This is a genomic window from Bacteroidota bacterium (assembly GCA_016713765.1).
Lineage (GTDB): Bacteria > Bacteroidota > Bacteroidia > AKYH767-A > 2013-40CM-41-45 > Pollutiaquabacter > Pollutiaquabacter aromativorans.
On the sequence record JADJON010000001.1, the window covers coordinates 1,985,492 to 2,002,701 of the forward strand.

Consider the following 17,210-nt stretch of genomic DNA (forward strand, 5'->3'; position numbering starts at 1 on the left):
GACTTACTGGCTAACGACGATTTTGAAACAGCTTGACACGCCTTTATCGTCCGTTACCCGCAAAAGAAAATAGCCGGCCGGAAGATCTTGCCAGAAAAGTCCCGTCTGTGCGGATTGCTCGGTGCGAAGTACTCGTCCAGTACTCTCCATGAGTTCGTAGCGCCAATTGCCGATGGCGGCGGCTGGTCGCTCCATACGCACGGAGCCAGTGGACGGATTCGGAAAAACACGTAGGATCGGTCCGCGATCGAGCTCCTCAATACCGATCACTTGCCCGCGTGTGATGGTGTCGCCGAATAACGGTCGCATCAACCAGGCGCCTTCGATGGCGGATTGAAACCAGGCGCCGTCGGCATGATAGAATTTTTTGTCACCGGGATCGGTGTTTCGGTCAAGGCCGATGCCGAAGAGTGTTTGCGGATTATTCTGGATAAACCCGATCCATGCCGGTCCGGGTTGTACCACCAACAGGGTGTCGAAGAGGTAGGTCACAAATCCGTTGGTATAGTCGTTGGTGTCGGGCCGTTGATTGATCATCTTGTAAACAAGGCGATGGGTATTGCCCGCCACACTGAGCTGGTCCCAATACGCGATCTGGATCAATTGCGTAGCGATGTTCACCCCGGTAGGATTGAAGTGGATCTGGATGCCGCGAAGGGTGTCCGCTTTCTTTAAATCGAACTGATAGGCCAACCACACATCCGCGTTTCCGGTGACCCCGTATCCCAATTCGGCGGAGCCATCGTCGTATGCATAGTAGTTGCGAAAGCGTTGCTGGTAATAGTTGGTGTCGTTATACGGATTCGACAATTGAGGCTGACCGAACCAGGTTTTGAGCAGGAAGTCGGCGGAATCGCCCGGTTGAGCCGGGAAACTGAAACCGTTCAGGGAAGTGGTGAAGTCCGTGTAGGTATTCGACGTGGAGCTGAGTGAACTTTGCGGGGAGAGAAAAAGCGTGTTACCGAGCGCGTCGCTGATGCTGCTTTGGTAGGTGAAGGAGACGGGGCCGTAGTTCAGGTTGTGAACGGTATCGCTGATGGAGGCGCGCATGGCTGCGGTGCCAGGAGAAATTTCCTTGTAATGTGAGTAGGGCAACGCGCTGAATTCGGAGAGCAGAGAAGTCTGCGGACGAATGAAGGCATTGTCCCGGATGGAATCGTTCGGTTGTGTATTCTTGTTCAGGATCACATAATCCAGGTGCCAGTGGTCCCGGTTTCCGTTGACGGTTGCATAATTGAAAAAGCGAAACTGGAATCCGGAATACAGGTATTGTGCACCGCGTACCTGTACACTGACACGTTGAAATACGGTATCGCTTCTGCCGGCCACGGCCCATTGGTTGTTCCAGGCGCCGGCATTGTTGAGAAACTGCAACACGAGTGAATCTCCGGATTCGGGACGGTCGCCCAATCCCTGCGGCTGATAATAGAAACTCAGCCAGACCGCCGATGTGTCGGGACCAAGTGTTCCAAGTTCGACAGGTTGGGAGGTGAGGTAATCGGATTTCTGACTCGCAGCTGCATTGATGTTGTAAGGGTTGCCCCAGCGGTTCAGGCCGTCGAAGGTAGCGACCCCGATCGTAGGCGGGTTCTCGCCATAGTAAGGATTCACATATACGTTACTATCCTGCCAAAGGCCTTCATACGGGTAATAGCCCTGACGGGAAAAATCATCAGAAAACGGAAGTTGAACCAGGGAACTGGCGCTCCGTCGTTCCGATTGATTTACACGTTTTGAGGAAGCGGCCTGCTGCAATTCAGAATTCCCGAAAAGTGGAAACACGACTTCCTGAGCGAAGGAACTGGAAAATGTCAGAAACAAACAAAGCAGGGCCAGAGGTAACCGCAGTCGCCGGTGCATCATGGGATAAAGGTAGGATTTATGGCTGAATGACGGGTTTAGCGCAAGTATAAGTCTACTGCTTCACCCAATCGCAAGGTCGTGCTGCCGTCGGCTTCCGGGATCTGGCGATAGACTTTCGCGTTATTGGTGTCGCGGGTACCCGGGTCGATGTGCAGTGTCCCGACATTCAGGGAAGAACCTTTGAGCGCAAACAAGGCTTCGCCGCGTGTCAGTCCAACCAGGTCGGGTACCAGCACTTCGGCATTTCCGACGCCATCGCCCAGTACGAGGTCAATGACCGATCCTTTGTCGATCTCGGTGCCGGGTTTGATCGTGCGACCTTTGTAATGCTGTTCGAGGACGGCGTTTTTTGCGAGATCGGGTTGATAGGAAGTCTTGCCGACCTTCAGCCCAAACGACTGGAGGATCGCTTCCGCCTGACGGAATGAAACGTCGACCAGGTTGGGCATTTTCACTTTGGGGGGGCGACTGGCATTGACGGTCAGGTAGATCGTGCGACCTTCCTTGACCTTCGAATCTGCCGCAGGATCCTGTTCCAATACTTCTCCCGGTTTCTTCCCCAGGACGAACATGGAATCGACGACTTTATATTCGAGGTTCTTCTCGTTGAGGAACTTTTCTGTTTTTTTGATCGACATTCCTTTCACATCCGGAACCGAAATACTCTCTCCGTGATGCGTATAGGAGCTGAGCCAACTGTACGTGCCGCCAAGGACCAGCGCGGAAACAAGTACAGCGGCGATCAGGTTGTAAAGCAGAAGTTTGCCGGTAGATTTTTTTGCCACAGCGAATGAGTTGTCAGATTCCGACCGATGCGTGTTTCCTCCGGATGCCGTACGTAAGGATCCGGTCAATGAATTCATACGGTTTGTATCCGGCTAAAGCGGTTTGGTGGAAGATGCAGGTTGCCGGCGTCATGCCCGGCAGGCTGTTGACCTCGATGAAAATCACCTCTACTTTCCCATTCGGGAAAACGCGAACGAACGCATCGATCCGCGCATATCCTTCCACATTGAGGAGTTCCGCGGCTTTTTGCAATTCCCGCTTCACGATCTCTGAAATCCTGTTCCGTTCCTTCGGATCCCTTGCATAGCGCGCCGGGGTGATATTCTGACCTTCACCTGCCAGGAACTTCTCTTCCAGGGAAAGCACGTCGCCTTCCGACAAGGCTTCGGATGCTTCGAAGACTTCGTACACCCTTTTCCCGCGATCATCGAGGCTGGTCATGAGGCCACCGGTGATTTCCAGAAAATGCGCGGCGTCTTTCCTGGTTACCAACTCTTCGAGCAGGAATTGTCGCTTTCTTGGAAACTCCTCCTTTGCTTTCAACTGCAAGACCGATGCCGGCCCGGCCAGCAGGTCTTCTTCGACCCGGAAGATCATTTCCGAGAATGCACGCAAATCATCTTCGTTCCGGATCTTCTTCACCGCGCTGCTGCAACCGTCATCAACGGGTTTTGCGATAAACGGAAAGGGGAAGCGTTGGATGATGGAGCGATAAAACCCTTCCGGATCACGTTTCCATTCCTCCCGGTCGGCCAGCGCGTGACGTGCAACCGAAAATCCATTGCGCATCAGCAGTTCGTTCGTTTCGTATTTATTGATGGTGATGCGCGAAGAATCGGTCCCCGATCCATTGTAGGGCAAGCCAACCGCTTCCAGCCGTTTCTGGATCTCGCCGTCTTCGCCCGGGCGGCCGTGGAGCGCGATGAAGACTACATCGGCGATCTCGGCCAGGTCGTGGTAGGAGATTTTTCTCGGATGAAGGACGTTCCGTTGGTCGGTATACTCGCTGGTAATGCCTTCGCATTCCTCCATGATCTCATGGATGACCGGGTGTACTTTGTGGTGCTGGACGAGGTGCCGGATATCGTCGGCGTTATCCTTGAGCATCAAGTTCACCGGAATCTGCCAAAGTTCATGTTCCTGTTCGTCGCCGGTGAGGAAAACCGGGAAGGGTTCGTAATGGTCAGAACTGGACAGTTTCTCGTACACGTTCCTGCCACTTTCAACGGAGATATGTCGTTCAGAAGAATAGCCGCCCATGATCACGGCTACCCGGGTTTTAGCATTCTCCAATTGGCGTAAACCCGCCAGTCCGGCGTCCATGCGTTTTAACAGGGCCGGTGTCCGGACGATTTCCTTCAGGTCATGATTGCGTTCCCAGAGGGAAGTACGGATGATGTATGTCAGGAACTGTGAGGGGTTTAGTCCGATCTCGGCTGCTTGGTGAAAGAAGAATGATGAGGGCATCATACCCGAGGTGGTATTCGGGTCGTTCAGGAAGACGCGGCCGTCCTGCGTCATGAACCCGTCGATGCGGGCGTAGACGCCGAAATGCAGTTGGAGAAAGAGGCGTTCACATTCTTTCCGAATCTGGCGTATCTGATCATCGGGAAGTTCGATGGGTGTGATCTTTCTCGATAAACCCGGCAGGTACTTGGAGCGATAGTCGAATAACTCGCGGCCTTTGCGAATTTCGGTGGGTGGCAAGGCTACCGGTGTACCGTTTGCATTCCGGATGACGATGCAGGAGAACTCCTTTCCATCGATGAATTGCTCTACCAGCACTTCGGTGTCGGCATCCAGGCCTTCGAGGAGTACCGACTCGGTTCCACTCGCGAAGCGGTTATCCAGGAATCGCAGTAGATCTTCCGGGTGATAGAGTATGGTGCATTCAGTACCCGCGGTACAACGGACGGGCATACCGATCCCTTCGCGGATGTCACAGAGTGAACGGAGTTCAGCAAGCTTGTGGTCGTGGTCCAGCCCTTTCCATTCTTCCTGACTGATCCGTTGTCGGAAGAAAGCGAGTTCGATCGCTTCCGCGAGTCGGGCCGGATCTTCGGCGGAAAGGATCGTGACACCGATGGATGAACCCTGATTAGCCGGCTTTACGACGCAGGGATATCCGATCTCGTCGCGGATCTTCGTGATAATACCACCGGCGGTCATGGGGTCCGCCCACTCCGAACGACGAATGGAAAAATTGGCGGGTCCGGGGAAGCCGGCTTCGTGCATCAGGCTTTTCTGGATCGCCTTGTTGATGCCGATGGCGGAAGAGAGGATGCCCGAGCCTGAATAAGGAATGCCGTAGAATTCCAGGAGACCCTGGATCCGACCGTCTTCTCCGAACGGACCGTGCAGGCAGAGGAAGGCGAAATCAATCAGCTCATTCAGTTGGTCGGGAAGGACTTTCTTGCCGATTTCCCTGATAAGGCGGTCCTGTAGTTCCCGGTCCGGTTTGCCCAGGCTTTCGGCATAGACCTGGAATTCGTTCGGGCTATCGGGTAATTGATCGACCGGCGGATAAAAATCCCGAATGCTTCCTTTGTAGATGAAGTGCCAATCGAGCAGCACGAAATTGTTGAAGCTGTCGACAAAAATGGGAACTGCTTCGAATAGTGATTTGTTCAGATTGTCGTATACGGTTCTCCCGCCGGCGAACGATACTTCGCGTTCGCGGCTGTTGCCACCGAAAAATATACCGATGCGGATCTTCATGGTTGGAATGACGTTCCGGCAGGGAATCGTCCATTTGCAAAGTTAACGAAAACGCCCCCCGTCGGATTGCTCCCGGGAGGCGTTTTCCCCTTGTTTTTGTTCAAAAGTGTCACCAGCTCATGCCGAGATTCTTCATCAGGAAGGTGAAGATATCGCTCTGTTCTTCGATTTGCTTGGCAACGGGTTTGGATGACCCCAGGGCTGTGGTGGAGGCATGTCCGGAGTTGACGTCGACGCGGATCATCACGGGCTGGTCTCCCTTGTATTTTTCCTGCAATGTGGCAGTGAACTTGAAGGAGTGAGCCGGCACCACACGGTCATCATGGTCACCGGTGGTGACCAGGGTGGCCGGGTAATCGACGCCTTCCCGGATGTTATGCAGGGGGGAATAATTCAACAGGTAATGGAACTGCGTGGAGTCTTCGCTGGAACCATAGTCGCCTTTCCAGGCCCAGCCGATCGTAAACTTGTGATAGCGCAACATGTCGAGCACACCGACCGTCGGCAAAGCGACGCCAAATAGATCGGGGCGTTGCAGCATGCAGGCACCGACCAGCAGTCCTCCATTGGATCGCCCGCCAATGCCGATCTTCCTGGGGGCCGTGTATTTTTCCTTCACCAGGTATTCGCCGGCCGCGATGAAGTCATCGAAGACGTTTTGCTTCTTCAATTTGGTGCCGGCTTCATGCCAGGCTTCTCCGTACTCGCCACCACCGCGAATGCAGGGTTGAGCGAAGATGCCGCCTTTTTCCAGGAAAACCAGTCGCTCGATCTTGAACTCCGGGGACTTCGAAACATTGAAACCGCCGTAGCCGAAGAGCAGGACAGGGTTGTTTCCATCGAGTACGAGGCCTTTCTTGTGGACGATGAACATCGGGATTTTTGTGCCGTCCTTACTGGTATAAAATACCTGTTTGGTTTCGTAATCGCCGGCGTTAAAGGCGAGTTGAGGTTGAAAGAAGACCGATTGTTTCCGCTCCTTCAGATCATAACGATAGATCGTGGAAGGCATGGTGAAGGAGGAGAGGGAGTAAAATAAATTGGCGTCTTTCCTGCTGGCGGAAAGCTGATCCACCGTTCCAATGGTAGGCAGCGGAATGTCGTAGAGGAATTTACCAGCTTTGGAATATACCTTCAGGACGCTGTAAGCATCGTGCATATAACGAACGATGATCTGGTTGTTGCCGACCGTGGCTTCCTGCAATACGTCTTCCTGTTCAGAAATGGCATCCTTCCAGGGGACGGTGGGATCCACTGCATTGATCCAAACTAATTTGTATCGTGCAGCGTCTTTGTTTGTTCGTGCCAAGAGCCAGATACTATCATTATCAATGACTTCGACATCGTGATCGAAGTCACGGACCAGCGTCTTGAATCCTGTTTTTGGAAACCTCAGGTCACGGGCCAACAAATTGTTCCCGCTGGTGCCTTCTGAACCAAAGACTAGTAAAAAGCGGCTGTCATCAGTAATGGAAGCACTGAAGTTACGCATCGGGTGCTGTGTATCCTGGTAAATGAGTTTGTCCTTCGACTGGGGCGTTCCCACGAAGTGATAATAGATCTGATGTCCTGCATTTTTACCTTTCAGTTTGTCACTTTCGGAGGGTTCGGGATAACGGGAATAATAAAACCCTTTGTCGCGCCAGGAGATGGAGGAGAATTTGACCCAGCGGATGGTATCCTTCATTTGTGTTCCGGTGAAGACGCTCTTGACGTAGATTTCGTTCCAGTCGCTTCCTGCACGGGCAATGGAATAGGCCAGGAGACTGCCATCTTTGGATGGCACGGCGGCATTGACATTGATCGTGCCATCTGAAGACATGGTGTTCGGATCCAGGAACGGGATACCCGGTTTGTCGAATGCCGGCAGACGTTTGAGGACAAACTGATTCTGCAATCCGTCATTGGTATAAACGAAGTACTGTTTGCCACCCTTGAAAGGAACGGACGACTTCGCGAAATTCCACAGGCTGGTCATTCGTTTTCGGACTTCTTCGCGAAACGGAATGGACGACAGATAGGCTTCCGTCACCTTGTTTTCTTCCGTTACCCAGGCTGCAGTTTCTTCCGAACGGTCATCTTCCAGCCAGCGATACGGATCATCGATGGTGGTTCCGAAGTAGGTGTCTTTTTGGTCGACTTTCCTGGCCGCAGGGTAGTGAAAGGGCTGGGCGTTCAGGGTTTGCGGGAGAATGGTCAACAAGAAGTAGACGGCCGCAATGCGGATAACGGGATGCTTCATAGGTGGTTTAGGTCTTGCGAATTTACGGTTCTTTCCGCCGCTCGGGAAACCCTAACACTCTTTAACGGAAATGGACGATCCGGCTGATTGTGAAGAAGAATAGCGCCGGTTGCCGCACGGTTACCCGTCATTCCGGCTGCAAATCGCATCTTTTCGCCGTTTCACCCGTAATGATGCGCCGTTCACCCGGAATCATTCGCCCCATGCCAACTAAAATTGAATCAGCTTCCAACCAGGTATATTTTGCCATCAGTAAGGACAATCAACTGATGGGATCACACGACTTCTATTCGAACAACTTCGTTCCAAAGACCGAACAGCAGTTGTCGCTCTTCGAGGACTTCAAGCGCCTGCGCATGTTGTTTGGAACTCCTCACCGGTTCGCCTATCTCCGCTCGCTGGCTCGGACGCGTAAGCATGTGCGAACGGTCTATCCTCCGGGCTGGAAGCCCTGAATCAGACAACGTTGCCCGGGAAAAAAGGAAGAACCCCCAATTCCCGAAGGAACCAGGGGTCTTCCCAAACACACCATGAAAAAAACGCACTTGGAAGTCCTATACCGGCAGCAGATTAGTAGATGATACTGACGTGTCCAACCCATTCAGAGTATTTTCCGTCAATGCCCCAGCCTTTGATTTTATATACATATGTATCGGTCTGGCATTTACGTCCTTCGTAGTAGCCGTCCCAGAAGCCGTCGATACCGTCCCAACTGGTCAGCAATTTGCCCCAGCGGTCGAATACCCAGACCTGGATGTTTTCCATGTTGGTGAAGACCGGCTTGAATACTTCGTTGATGCCGTCACCGTTCGGTGTAAAGCAATTCGGAGCAAACAAGGTGGATACCGGACGTACTTCAATTGATTTCAGGATCGTATCCCGGCAACCGTAGGTGTTCACGGTGATCAACAAGGCGGTATAGCTACCCGTATCCCGGTAAGTATGCACCGGGTTGATGTCGGTGGTGTTCACCGTGCCGTCCCCAAACTGCCATTGGAAGGCGGAGTATCCCTGCGATTGGTTCACGAACTGAACCGTCGGAGCGATATCTTCCAGTACTGAAGCATTCATACTGAAATCTGCCAGCGGTTGCGGATACACGCGGATAAGTCCCGGGACCATACGGCTGGCCTGACAGCCATGGTCGGTGACAACGGTCAAAGTGATGTCATACGAACCGCTTCCCGTATACAAGTGGGTCGGATTCCGGTCGGTAGAGACTGCGCCATCGCCGAAATTCCAGAGCCAGCCGGTGATGGAACCGGTAGTGATGGCAGACTGATCGAACAACATAGCGTTGAGCGGCGCACAACCCTGGTAGCCGGAGTTGAGTTGAACGGTCGGATTCGGGTGAACCCGCACCGTACCGGTCGAACTTGCCATACAGCCGTTGTTGGAAACCGCAGTCAATACCACCGGATAAGTACCTGCCGCCTGATACGTATGACTGGCCTGAGGGGTAACGGCAGTTTGTCCGTCACCGAAACTCCAAACGTACTGGCTGACCGATCCGGCCGTTATGGTCGTCGTATTGGCAAAGAGCGTGGTGGATGATTCACAGACATCATTGCCCGTGAACGATACACTCGGATTCGGATATACGTTCACTCGCAGGAGGTCGGTTCCGACACATCCGTGATCGGAAGTGACGGTGAGTGTGACGTCATAGTTACCCGGAGTCAGGTAGGTGAAGTTTACGCTATCCGCGTTCAGGATAACGCCATTGCCGAGGTTCCAACTGTAGCTGACATTGCCACCGGTCTGACTGTTACCTGCATCCGCGAATTGGATCGGGTTGCCTACACAGACGTTGGAGGCCATGATGTCGGGCTGCGGTTTGCGGTAAATCTCCAGGCTATCGAGGTAGTCGCCGTCGCAACCGAATGTCGATACGGTGGTCAGCGTTACGGTATACTGCCCGGGGTTGGTATAGGTGTGGCTCGGATTGCGCTGACTGGAGGTGGTGCCGTCGCCGAAGTTCCAGTTCCAGGAAGCTATGGTGCCGTCTTGCGCAGTCGTCTGATCCGTGAATTGGGTTGTTACTCCGAAGCAATTATCCTGCGTGGAGAAACGTGCTTCCGGACCTACATAAACCGCCATCAGGTCGGAAATGGTCGAACTGCAACCATGCTGCGATGTGACGGTGAGTGCTACCTGGTAACCACCCGGAGCCGGGAAGGTATGGGAAGGATTCGCCAGGTTGCTCGTGGTGCCATCGCTGAACGTCCAGCTCGAATTGACGGACCCACCACCCGGGAGATAGGAAAGATTGGTCAATTGGTTAGCACCGCCGAAGCAGACATTCGTGGATGTGAAGGCCGCGACAGGGTTCGGGAAGATGTTTACGTTCGACGCGAAAACATCCGTGCAACCGTTGTTGGTGGTGACCGTCAACTGTACCGGATACGTACCGGCGCCACCGTAGATGTGGACCGGTGTTCCGAGGGTGGAAGAGGAGTTGTCGCCAAAGGTCCAGTTCCAGTTCAGGATGCTGCCGCTGCTGACCGAGGACTGGTCAAGGAAGTCGGTCTCCGCGCCCTGACAAACGTCGGCGGCTGAGAATTGCGCGATCGGTAACGGGAAGATGGTTACACTCTGATGCGCGGTGTCGCGGCATCCGCGGTCTGAAGTAGCCACCAGCGTTACGGTATAAGTGCCGTCGGCATTATAAGCGTGGTTCGGTTGCTGACTGCTGGATACGGCATTGTCGCCAAACATCCAGTACCAGGACGCGATGGAGCCGCTGCTAACGGTCGTTGTGTTCGTGATCGGAGTGCCCGATTGAGCACAGGCTGGCGGTAATGAGAATTGTGCTTCCGGTATCGGGTACATCGTGAGCGTGCGGTTCAGGGTGTCCGTACATCCGTATTGGGTTGTGACGACCAACTGCGCAGTGAAGTTGCCGTCGCCGGCATAGGCGTGGATCGGAGATGCAAGCGTGCTTGTGTTGCCGTCGCCGAGGTTCCAGGCATAGCCCGTGATCGAACCGTCGCTGCTGGTCGAATTGTTGACGAAGGGAACGGTCGATTGTGCGCAGGCGTTTTGCGTCGAGAAGGCGGCCTGTGGGAGTTCGTGTACCAGTGCCGTGGAGGTTACCGTATCGCGGCAACCGAAATTCGAGGTAACCACGAGCGTAGCGACGTAGGTTCCGGCATTGCTGTAACTGTGGCCGGGGGCAGCAACCGTCGAAGTCTGGTTGTCGCCGAACGACCAGGTCCAACCGGTGATCGTTCCACTGCTCACGGTCGATTGATCGGCGAATTGAGTCTGGTTGCCACGGCATACCGGCGTCGTGCTGAAGGCAGCTTGCGGATTCGGATGAATGGTAACGGGACCTGATACAGATGCACTGCAACCGGTTGCACTGGTAACCGTCAGGGATACCGTATAACTACCGGGGTTCATGTACGTATTGGTCGGCTGCTGCTGGGTTGATCCGGTACCGTTTCCAAACGTCCAGGCGTAGCTGGCAATGCTGCCTGAGCTGATGGTCGACTGGTTGGTGAAATTAAGGCTGGCGCCCGCACAAACCGCCGGAGCCGCGAACTGAGCAACCGGAAGCGGGTTGACAGCCACGTTGTGTACGATGGTCGCAGAACAACCGTTCGGATCCGTGATGGTTACATAGTAGAGCCCTGCGGTACCCGTACTGATCGATTGAGCCGTAGATCCCGTCGACCAGAGATAGGTAGCGCCGGGATTACCGGCATTGAGGATGGTATTCTGACCGGAACAGATCGCGGTGTTGGTCGGCGTTCCGGAGATCGAACCGCCAACGGTCACCTGTGTTGCGGCAAGTGCGGAGCAACCGAACGGACTGGTTACTACCACCGAGAAGGATCCGCTGTCGGAAACCGAAATGGTTTGCGTGGTCTCACCGGTCGACCACATGTAGGTAGCTCCCGGATTACCCGCATCAAGGTCCGTGCTGAATCCGGCGCAGACAAAGGTCGGGTAGAGGACAACCGTAGGAATCGGATTTACCGTAACCCGTACGGTGTCACGTGCCTGACAACCGTTGTTGTCAGTACCCGTCACGACATAGGTGGAGTTCGTGCCCGGGGTGACGATAAGTGTCGATCCACTGGTGCCTGTCGGTTGCCACTGATAATTTTGGGCACCACTGGCAGTCAGCGCGATCGAAGACCCGTTACAGATCGAATAATCCGGACCCGCATTGACAGCAGGTAGATTGTTTACGGTGACCCGTACCGTATCGGTTGCCTGACAACCGTTTCCGTCCGTTGCCGTCAGGATATATTGTGTCGTAGTGTTCGGTTGCACCGTGATCGACGCGCTCGTCTGACCGCCGGGTGACCATTGATAGGTTGTGCCGCCACTCGCAGTCAGCATCGTGGTGGCGCCAATGCAAATCGAAGGGTCTACACCCGCATTGGCAATCGGTTGCGGATAGATGGAGACATTCACCTGATCCGAAGCGCTGCAACCATTTGCATCGGTCACCTGAACGGTGTAGGTGGTATTCGCAGAAGGCGTAACGGTTATGGAAGCGGTTGTTTGTGCACCCGGGGCCCAGAGGTAGCTGGTACCACCGCTGGCGCTGAGGTTCACGGAACCGCCCGGACAGAGCTGACGGTCAGCGCCGGCGGATACGACCGGTAGTGCATTTACGGTTACCGCCTGGGAGATGGTATCAGCACAGCCCTGGTTCGAAACCGCGATCAGGGAAACCTGATAGGTACCCGGTGTGCCGTATGTGTGGGAAGGAGTAGACTGGGTAGATGTGGAAGCGTCGTTGAAATCCCAGGACCAGGAAGTGATTGAACCGGCTCCGATGGTGGAGGAGTTGGCAAAGGTCATCGGACTTCCGATACAGACGGGATTCGCTACGAAGCCTGCGACCGGTATCTCGTGAATCGCGACGGTCTGCGTGCTGCTGCTGGTACAGCCGCCTGCTGTCGTCACGGTGAGATCTACCGTATAGTTTCCAGGGCTGGAATAGCTGTGAACCGGATTGTGCGCGTTGGAATTGTTTCCATCGCCGAAATTCCAGGCATAGGTGACGATGTTGCCGCTGCTGACACTGGAATTGTCGGTAAACGTAGTCGGGGAACCGGCACAGGCGCCGGGCGCCGTGAAAGCGGCGACCGGTAGCGGATTCACCTGAACGGGCTGCGTGATGCTGCTGATACATCCATTGACACTGGTTGCGGTAAGGCTTACCGAATAGGTGCCGGCCGCTGCATACGTTTCGCTGGGATTGCTGGCAAGCGTGGTGTCACCGTTACCGAAATTCCAACTGTAGCTCGAGATCGATCCTGATCCGATGCTGGAGGTATTGGTAAAAATGGTTGCACTGCCAAGACAGGCGGACGTTGCGGAGAAGGATACTACCGGAAGTGGGTTTACGTTCGCGGTGACGGCGATCGATCCGGAACAACCGGAATTGTCCGTTACAATTACACTATAGCTACCCGGAGTATTGACCGAGATGGCCTGTGTCGTAGCGCCTGTGGACCATTGGTAGTTCATACCAGAATAGCCTGCGTCCAGTGTCGCGCTGTCGCCCTGACAGAAACTCACATTACCCAGGTTGATCGTGATGGAGCTGCCAACGTTGATCGTCGCTGAGGCGGTAGTCGTGCAGCCCCAGGCATCGGTCAACGTGACGGCGTAGGTGCCACCTGTACTGACCGATAGCGTGCGTGTCGTATCTCCGGTAGGTGTCCAGTAATAGGATACGCTACCCGGACCCGCATCCAGCGTGGTGACCGAGCCTGCGCAAAGGAAGGAGGATTGCAGGTTTACCGGCGGGAGTGAATGAACATTCACATTTACGCTGGCTGTCGTCGAACAGCCATTGCCGTCGGAGACTTGAACATTATATGTGGTCGAACTACCCGGGTTAACGGTTATGGTGCCGGTCGTTGAACCGGTCGGTGTCCAAGTGTAAGTAGAGCCGCCACCCGCGGTCAGCGTAGCAGATCCGCCCTGGCAGATATCTACATCCGGGCTGATCGTCGCTACCGGCAGGCTGTTTACCGCTACATCCACCGTATCGCTGTTGGTACAACCGAATGCATCGGTTCCCACAACGGTATAGCTGGTGCTGACCGATGGGTCAACAGAAATGGTCGGACCGGTGAATCCGCCCGGATACCATACATAACTATTACCGCCGCTGGCGTTCAGCGTGGCGGCGTTACCTGCGCAGATTACCACGTCGGCGCCGGCGGCGATGCGGGGTAGCGCCGTTACCGAAACACGGATCGTGTCACTGATCGAGCAGCCATTGACATCCGTGCCGATGACCACGTAGGTTGTTCCGGTCGTCGGGCTCACCGTAATGGTGCCACCCGTGTTTCCTCCCGGATTCCAGGTATAGGTCGTGCCACCGGAGGCGCTCAGTGTCGTACTTGCGCCGGCACAAATGGTCTGGTCGGCACCGGCATTGATTGCCGGAAGCGGGAACACCGTTACCGGGTTAACGACCGTGTCGATACAGCCGCCGGCGCTGGTGGATACCAGCGTAACATTGTACGTGCCGGGAGAAGCGTAGGTATGGGTGGGGTTTTGAAGGGTGGAACTTCCGCCATCACCGAATGTCCAGTTCCAGGAAGTGCCGGCAGGACTCGTCTGGTCCGTGAAGCTTACGTTGCTGTTGACGCAGGCGCTGGTCGCGGTAAAGGCAGCTACCGGCGGCGGGGCTATGACGATCGTTTGCGTCACCGTGTCGGTGCATCCCAACGAGTTTTCAATGACCAGGGAGACATCATAGGTACCCGGAGTTGAATATTGGTGGGTTGGATTTTGCTGCGTACTTCCGCTGCCGTCACCGAAATCCCAGATCCAACTGAAGATAATGCCACCGGGAGTGGTGGATTGATCGGTAAATTGAATGGGGGTATTCAGACAGCTCGTGGCGGAATGTGTAAAGTCGGCTACCGGGATGAAGGGCATGGTAACCACCACGGTGTCGGTTGCGGTACAGGTACCATTCGATGCGGTTACCCACCAGGTTCCGGCACCCACGGTAATGGACTGCATCGTCGAACCGTTGTTCCACAAGTAGGTGTAAGGACCGCCGCCGCTTGCATTGGCGGTCAGCGTGGCGAGGTCGGAACAGGCGATCGACTGGTCCGGACCGGCATTCACGGAGATACCGATCACATGGATGGTATAGGCATAGGTCTGTGAACCGTAGTACGGACAAGCGTCATCGCGTACGGTAGCAGTGAACGTATAGCTGTTGCCGATTTCTGCACTGGTAGGTGTCCAGCAGAAAGTGGCGGTAGGCCTTGGGCCGGAGGAGGTGGTAAAAGTCGCACCGGGAATGGCATCGTCCCAGGTGACAGTCAGATTCTGACCGGCGTCGGGATCAGACGAGAAGATGTCGAAGCAGGTCTGTGCATTGGCACAAACGGTGATATCGAAATTATTCGTCCCGTTGATGCCGGATAATGAAGGCAGGTTGTTCGCGCAGTTCATGACCGTGATCTGAATGTCACGTTCCACGGAGCCGATCAGTTGACCGTTACGGTATTCCTGCACGAGCACGGCCATCACCGTAACTTCCAGCGCTTGTGGCGTCATACAGATATCGCCCGTTTGCGCGTCGAAGGAAGTGGTCGGGACCGAGTTCAATGGCTGGTAGGCATTGTACGGAGCGATGTAGTTGACATTCGTAGAGACGGTTTGCTTGGGCGTGATCAGCGAGTAAACCAGCGAATCTCCGTCCGAATCGTAAGCGCCGTGGTTAAAGCAGAATTGCTGACCCAGACACACGAATGGTACCGGTTTGTTGGAGAAGGTAGGGGAGTTGTTACACGGCGTGACCAGGTTGTTGAGCGTCGCGTATATGTAGAAGGTGCTGGACCCCGGTGTGGTGATGTTGGTGATGGCCGCGTTCCGGCAGCAAAGCGAATAGCCGAAGACCCAGTCCGAGCATTGCATCGGAAGGGTCACGATACCGTCGTACACCCATTCCTGGATTCCGGTAAACGTACCGCCCTGACAGGTGGTAACAGAAGAGGAACAGGCTGGTGTCACTTCCTGTCCGGTGCCAGGACGAGGATAGCAGGTCACGCTCAGGCTTTGTCCACAGGATGGAGAATTGATGGTGACCAACGGAGCCGAAGGAGCGTTGATTCCGATACAATCCCGATAAAAGGAAACCGTAACCCGATAGGTGTTTCCACCAAGGCATTGATACGTCAGGTCTGCACCCATGGAATGACTGGCGTACGCTTCCTGCACCGGGAAGGCGAGGATCGTAAGCAGTATCGTGGTTTGCATCCAGCGGAGTAATCCTTTGCTCATGCCGCCTGTTTTTCAGTTTAGGAAGCCTGTCACGGTGCTTCCTGCTTTCACACCTTAAAACTATTGCGGCGCTTTCCCTAAGTATTTTGAATGAGTTGAATACTAGTCAGTTGTAAGGTTTTACCGGAAACGTATGTTTAACCAGACTGAATGGTGTCATTTTGAATTGAAAACTGGAATCGGTTGATTGGCTGAAGGAAGAGTGGTTGCAAGAAATCGTTCGTTAATGCCTGAAACCTCCGAATACGGGCCTGTTTTCCGCATTTATTCTTTTGCGAAACCAGTCCCGGTCCTAAGGGGTCAAACTTTTTGATACATTTGCGACCTGATTTTTCAGCCGCAACCCCATTGCAGGCAGGAAAATGCAGTGAATAGAACGTCAGATGCTCGACGTTCAAAAGGTCCGGGAACCCTGGTTTTCGGCCGGTTTTTCGGGGTGTAGCGTAGCCTGGTAGCGCGCCAGCATGGGGTGCTGGAGGCCGTGGGTTCGAATCCCGCCACCCCGACCAGATTCAGGAATAGGCCAGTTTGTTCTGGCCTATTCCATTTGTTTACTGCTGATGCTGCTATCCCTCTTCACTGCCGAAGGCATGATCGGACTGGTTACCCTGGTCCTGTTGGAGATCGTGCTGGGTATCGATAACATCATTTTCATCGCCATCCTCACCGGCTACCTGCCGAAGAAGGACCAGCAGCGTGCCCGCGCCCTTGGTCTTACCATGGCCATGGTATTTCGAATCGTCTTGTTGTTGGGGATCTCCTGGCTGGTGCACCTGACGGAACCTTTATTCCAGGTAGGACCGCTTTCGCCGAGCGGACGAGATCTGATCTTGTTTGCAGGCGGTGTATTTCTGGTGTTCAAGACACTTAAAGAGATCATTCATAAACTTTCCGCACCGGAGTTGGATGAAAATGGAAAGGTGATCAAGGAAAAGAAGCTGACGGTCACGCAAGCCATTCTGCAGATCGCGTTGATCGATATCGTTTTCTCTTTTGATTCTATCCTCACAGCCGTTGGACTGAGCAGTGACTTGCAGGTCATGATTACCGCGGTAGTGATTTCGATGATCGTGATGTTGTTGTTCGCGCCCTATGTAAGCAACTTCATCAACAAGTATCCTACGATCAAGATGCTGGCCCTCGCGTTCCTGGTTTGTATCGGTGGACTCTTGATCGTTGAGGCGTTTCATCTCCATATCGAGAAGAGCTATGTGTATGTGGCCATGGGATTCTCGCTCATTGTGGAGATGCTCAACATTCGCCTGCGGCAGTTACATCGTGGATCTTCTCATTGAGCCTTGATTTTTCCGTAAACGGGAGA

The 17,210-nt window shown here is 54.2% G+C and carries 7 protein-coding genes and 1 tRNA gene; 3 read left to right on the plus strand and 5 right to left on the minus strand.

The window, feature by feature from the left end; genetic code table 11:
- Window positions 1-3 precede the first annotated feature (3 nt).
- From IPJ96_07590 to IPJ96_07605, 4 genes are all read right to left on the minus strand, one after another.
- Window positions 4-1,863, minus strand: a complete 1,860-nt coding sequence (locus IPJ96_07590; protein ID MBK7910212.1) for a T9SS type A sorting domain-containing protein — start codon at window positions 1,861-1,863, stop codon at window positions 4-6.
- Window positions 1,864-1,898: 35 nt separating this feature from the next.
- Window positions 1,899-2,648 (minus strand): PASTA domain-containing protein, encoded by a 750-nt coding sequence (locus tag IPJ96_07595; protein MBK7910213.1) that lies wholly within the window; start codon window positions 2,646-2,648, stop codon window positions 1,899-1,901.
- Window positions 2,649-2,661: 13 nt separating this feature from the next.
- Window positions 2,662-5,361: a D-alanine--D-alanine ligase gene (locus IPJ96_07600; GenBank protein MBK7910214.1), complete on the minus strand. Its 2,700-nt coding sequence runs from the start codon at window positions 5,359-5,361 to the stop codon at window positions 2,662-2,664.
- A 115-nt stretch (window positions 5,362-5,476) separates the two neighbouring features.
- A complete protein-coding gene (locus IPJ96_07605) occupies window positions 5,477-7,609 on the minus strand; it encodes a S9 family peptidase (GenBank protein MBK7910215.1) in 2,133 nt (710 codons plus the stop codon).
- Window positions 7,610-7,812: 203 nt separating this feature from the next.
- On the opposite strand from IPJ96_07605, the gene IPJ96_07610 reads away from it, so the two are divergent.
- The gene (locus tag IPJ96_07610) at window positions 7,813-8,064 is read left to right on the plus strand and encodes a hypothetical protein (protein MBK7910216.1); all 252 of its coding nucleotides are present in this window, start codon (window positions 7,813-7,815) and stop codon (window positions 8,062-8,064) included.
- A gap of 115 nt (window positions 8,065-8,179) precedes the next feature.
- On the opposite strand, the gene IPJ96_07615 is transcribed toward IPJ96_07610, so the two are convergent.
- Window positions 8,180-15,889, minus strand: coding sequence for a PKD domain-containing protein (locus IPJ96_07615; GenBank protein MBK7910217.1), 7,710 nt, complete (start codon window positions 15,887-15,889; stop codon window positions 8,180-8,182).
- A 432-nt stretch (window positions 15,890-16,321) separates the two neighbouring features.
- On the opposite strand from IPJ96_07615, the gene IPJ96_07620 reads away from it, so the two are divergent.
- A tRNA-Pro gene (locus IPJ96_07620) sits at window positions 16,322-16,398 on the plus strand.
- 51 nt (window positions 16,399-16,449) lie between these two features.
- Window positions 16,450-17,184, plus strand: coding sequence for a TerC family protein (locus IPJ96_07625; protein MBK7910218.1), 735 nt, complete (start codon window positions 16,450-16,452; stop codon window positions 17,182-17,184).
- Window positions 17,185-17,210: the final 26 nt, after the last annotated feature.